This window comes from Pseudonocardia sp. (assembly GCF_025965585.1).
In the GTDB taxonomy this organism is placed as follows: Bacteria; Actinomycetota; Actinomycetes; order Mycobacteriales; family Pseudonocardiaceae; genus Pseudonocardia.
In genome coordinates, this window is record NZ_JAOPWR010000050.1 from 1 (window position 1) to 3,358 (window position 3,358).

Annotated in this window: 4 protein-coding genes; all 4 read right to left on the reverse strand. The window is 71.5% G+C overall.

What is annotated here, in order from left to right:
• Window positions 1-355, reverse strand: a 355-nt coding sequence (locus JWR81_RS02770) for a hypothetical protein (protein ID WP_297646212.1), incomplete at its 3' end; no start/stop codon positions are given.
• Between the two features lie 43 nt (window positions 356-398).
• Window positions 399-1,751, reverse strand: a complete 1,353-nt coding sequence (locus JWR81_RS02775; protein WP_297646214.1) for an ABC transporter permease — start codon at window positions 1,749-1,751, stop codon at window positions 399-401.
• Complete coding sequence (locus JWR81_RS02780; protein WP_297646216.1) at window positions 1,748-2,524, reverse strand: ABC transporter ATP-binding protein; 777 nt, start codon at window positions 2,522-2,524, stop codon at window positions 1,748-1,750. The genes JWR81_RS02775 and JWR81_RS02780 overlap by 4 nt, the downstream gene beginning before the upstream one ends.
• Window positions 2,521-3,358: HlyD family efflux transporter periplasmic adaptor subunit (locus JWR81_RS02785; protein ID WP_297646218.1), on the reverse strand; the 838-nt coding region annotated here is incomplete at its 5' end. The genes JWR81_RS02785 and JWR81_RS02780, both read right to left, overlap by 4 nt.

Sequence of the window (3,358 nt, forward strand, 5' to 3'; positions counted from 1 at the left end):
ACCCGCCCCCGCCGCCCCCTGCTCCGCCGAGCCCGGCGAACTGGCCGGCGCGGGCGCGCGTGCCGGCCGCGGCGACCGCGAGCGCCTTGTCGTGGTTCTTCTGCACCATCACGCCCCCGGCGAAGCCGAGGGCCGCCACGAGCAGGGCGATCAGCACGTAGGTCAGCTTGTTGGTGCGCCTGGGCTTGTCCCAGTCGGGCTCGAACAGGTCGTCGTCGAGCTCGGCGCGGGCCGGACCGGCCGTGTCTCCCGCGCCCCTGGACGGCGCGCCGGCCTGCACGGGAGGCAGGGCGGTGGTCTCGTCGTGGGGCTGTCCGGCCGGCGGCATCGCCGTCCGGTCGTCGGGTGCGGTCATCGTGGACTCCCGGTGGCTCGGGGCGCGGTCACTCGTAGCGCGGTCACTCGTAGCGCAGCGCGTCGATCGGGCGCAGCGACGCGGCGCGGTTCGCGGGGTAGATCCCGAAGAACAGCCCGATCGCCACGGACACGCCGAACGCGAGGACCACCGAGTAGGGGGCCACCACCAGCTGGAACGTGCCGAAGCGGAGCTGCCCGACGATCACGCCGATGATCACGCCGATCAGGCCGCCGAACACCGACAGCAGCACGGCCTCCATCAGGAACTGGCCGACGATGTCGGCCTTCTGCGCCCCGATGGCCTTGCGGATGCCGATCTCCCGGGTCCGCTCGGTGACGGTCACCAGCATGATGTTCATGACTCCGATGCCTCCCACCAGCAGCGAGATGCCCGCGACGCCGCCCAGCAGGATGGTGAAGACGCTCGTGATGGTGCCCAACGCGGAGAGGATCGAGGTGGGGTTGAAGATCGAGAAGTCCTCGTTCGCCGCGGTGACGTGGTGGCGCGCGTTGAGTATTGAGGTCACCTCGTCCTGCGCCGCGGTGACGACGTCGGCCGAGGCGGCCTTCACCGAGATGCTGCTGATGTTCCCGTAGCCGGTGAGCGTGTCCTGCACCGCGGTGAGCGGGGCGATCACGCGGTCGTCCTGGTCCTGGGGGCCGCTGCTGCCCTTGGCGGTGAGGATCCCGACCACCTGGTAGTTGATGCCGTTGAACTGCACGGTCTGGCCGACGATCGACAGGCCGTCGCCGCCGCTCAGGTCTACCGCAACCGTGGTGCCCAGCAGCGCGATCCGTCTGCGGGCGGTGTAGTCGGAGTCGCTGATCGGGACACCGGCCTGGATCGAGTCGTTGTCGTTGGCCAGGTAGCTCGGGGTGGTGCCCGAGAACGTCCCGACCGTGTGCGTCGCGCCCTCGTAGGTCGCCGTCACCGACGGTGCCGTGACCACCGGTGCCACCGAGGACACGTCGGGGGCCTGGGTGGGGTCGACGAGCGCCTCGGCGTCGTTCAGAGTCAGTTGGGGCTGCTGGATCAGCGTGCCGCTGCTCACGGCGGGCGCCGCCGCCCCTGCGCCACCGGCTCCGCCGAACCCGCCCCCACCGCCTCCTGCGCCACCCGCGCGCGCCGCACCGCCAAGAGCACCCAGGCCGCCTGCGCCCCCGCGCCCCCCTCCACGGCCACCTGTCCCCGTCGACGTGGACGTGATGGTGAGGGTGTTGCTGCCCAGGCCGCTGACCGACTTCTGCACCGAGGCGCTCGCCCCGGTGCCCGCGGCGATCAGGATGATCACCGCGGCGACGCCGATGAGGATCCCCGACATCGTCAGCAGCGAGCGCAGCTTGTTCGCGAGCACCCCGCGGACGGCGAACCGCGCGCTCTCCCGCAGGTTCACGACGTGATCTTCTCCCCGGCGGAGGCGCGGTTCGGCGACCAGCGCGGCGGCGGTCCCAGCGGCCCGCACCGGCGCTCGTCGGACTGCACCCTGCCGTCCCGCATCCGGATCACGCGCTTGGCGTGGTCGGCGACCTCCTCCTCGTGGGTGATCACCACGAGCGTCCGGCCGGCGACGTTGAGGTCGTCGAACAGCGCCAGCACCTCGTCGGTGCTGCGGCTGTCCAGGGCACCCGTGGGCTCGTCGGCCAGGAGCAGCACCGGGTCGGTGGCGATCGCGCGGGCGAGCGCCACGCGCTGCTGCTGCCCGCCGGAGAGCTGCGACGGACCGTGGTCGGCACGGGCGGCGAGCCCCACCTGGTCGAGCGCGGCCAGGGCACGGCGCCGCCGCTCGGACGGCCGGACCCCGGCGTAGGCCATCGGCAGCTCGACGTTGCTGGCGGCCGTGGTGCGCGGGATCAGGTTGAACGACTGGAAGATGAAGCCGATCTTCCGGTTGCGGATCGTGGCCTGCTGCTTCTCGTCGAGCCGCCGGGTGTCGACGCCGTCGAGGAGGTAGCGCCCCCGGGTGGGCGTGTCGAGGCAGCCGATGATGTTCATCAGCGTCGACTTGCCCGATCCCGACGCCCCCATGATCGCGACGTAGTCGCCCGTGTGCACCACGAGGTCGACGCCGTCGACGGCGCGGACGATCGTGTCCTCGCTGCCGTAGATCTTGGACACCGACTGCAGCTCGATGACGGGCCGGGGCGCCCGCGGCGCGCCGCGCATCATCCGCCCGTCCGAGGGAAGCCGGCCCCGGTGTTCGCGCTGGTGGCGGGGGTCGAGCCGGTGCTCGTGGCACCGGTGCTCGGCAGCACCACCATGTCACCGGGCTGCACACCGCTGGTGATCTCGGTCTGCGTGTCGCCCACGAGCCCCGTCGTCACGGGAACGACGGTGTCGGTGCCGTTGCGCCGGACCGTGACCGTGTGCCGGTTTCCGAGTGAGGTCACGGCGAGGTTCGGGACCTCCAGCACGTCGGTTGCCGATGCCGCCGCGATCGTGAGGTTGGCCGTGGAGCCGACGTCCACCCCCGGCGGCGCCGTGTCCAGCGAGACCTGGACCGGGAACTCCACGACGTTGTTGGTCGGGGTGCCCTGCGGAGTGATCTGGGTGACCGATCCGGTGGCCGTCGTGTTGGTCGCAGGGAAGGCGATCGTCGCCCGCTGTCCGAGCTGGATCTTGGCCGCGTCGGCCTCGGGGATATTGGCGTTGACGGCCAGCTGGCTGGCGTTGGCCAGCAAGATAAACGCGGAGCCGCTGCTCACCGAGGCCGACGCCGTCGTCGAACCGGTGCTCGATCCACCGGCCGTGGTGCCGGCCGTTCCAGTGGCCGATGCGGCGCTCGTGTTGCTCGAGGTCTCGTTGACCTTGCCGTTCACCTGGAGGACCACGCCGGCCTGCGGGGCGAGCAGGTTGGTCTGCGTGACGCCGAGCTGGGCGTTGTCGACGGTCACCTGGGCCTCGTTGACGCTGTCCTGGAAGCCCGCGATCTGGTCGGGGGTCATCGGGTGCAGGTCGGCCTGCTGGGCGAGCTGGGCGTTGGTGACCGAGCCCTGGTCGGTG

Excerpts from the sequence above, each read along its gene's own strand:
- JWR81_RS02780 (WP_297646216.1), bottom strand. The coding sequence starts at position 2,524 with ATGATGCGCGGCGCGCCGCGGGCGCCCCGGCCCGTCATCGAGCTGCAG.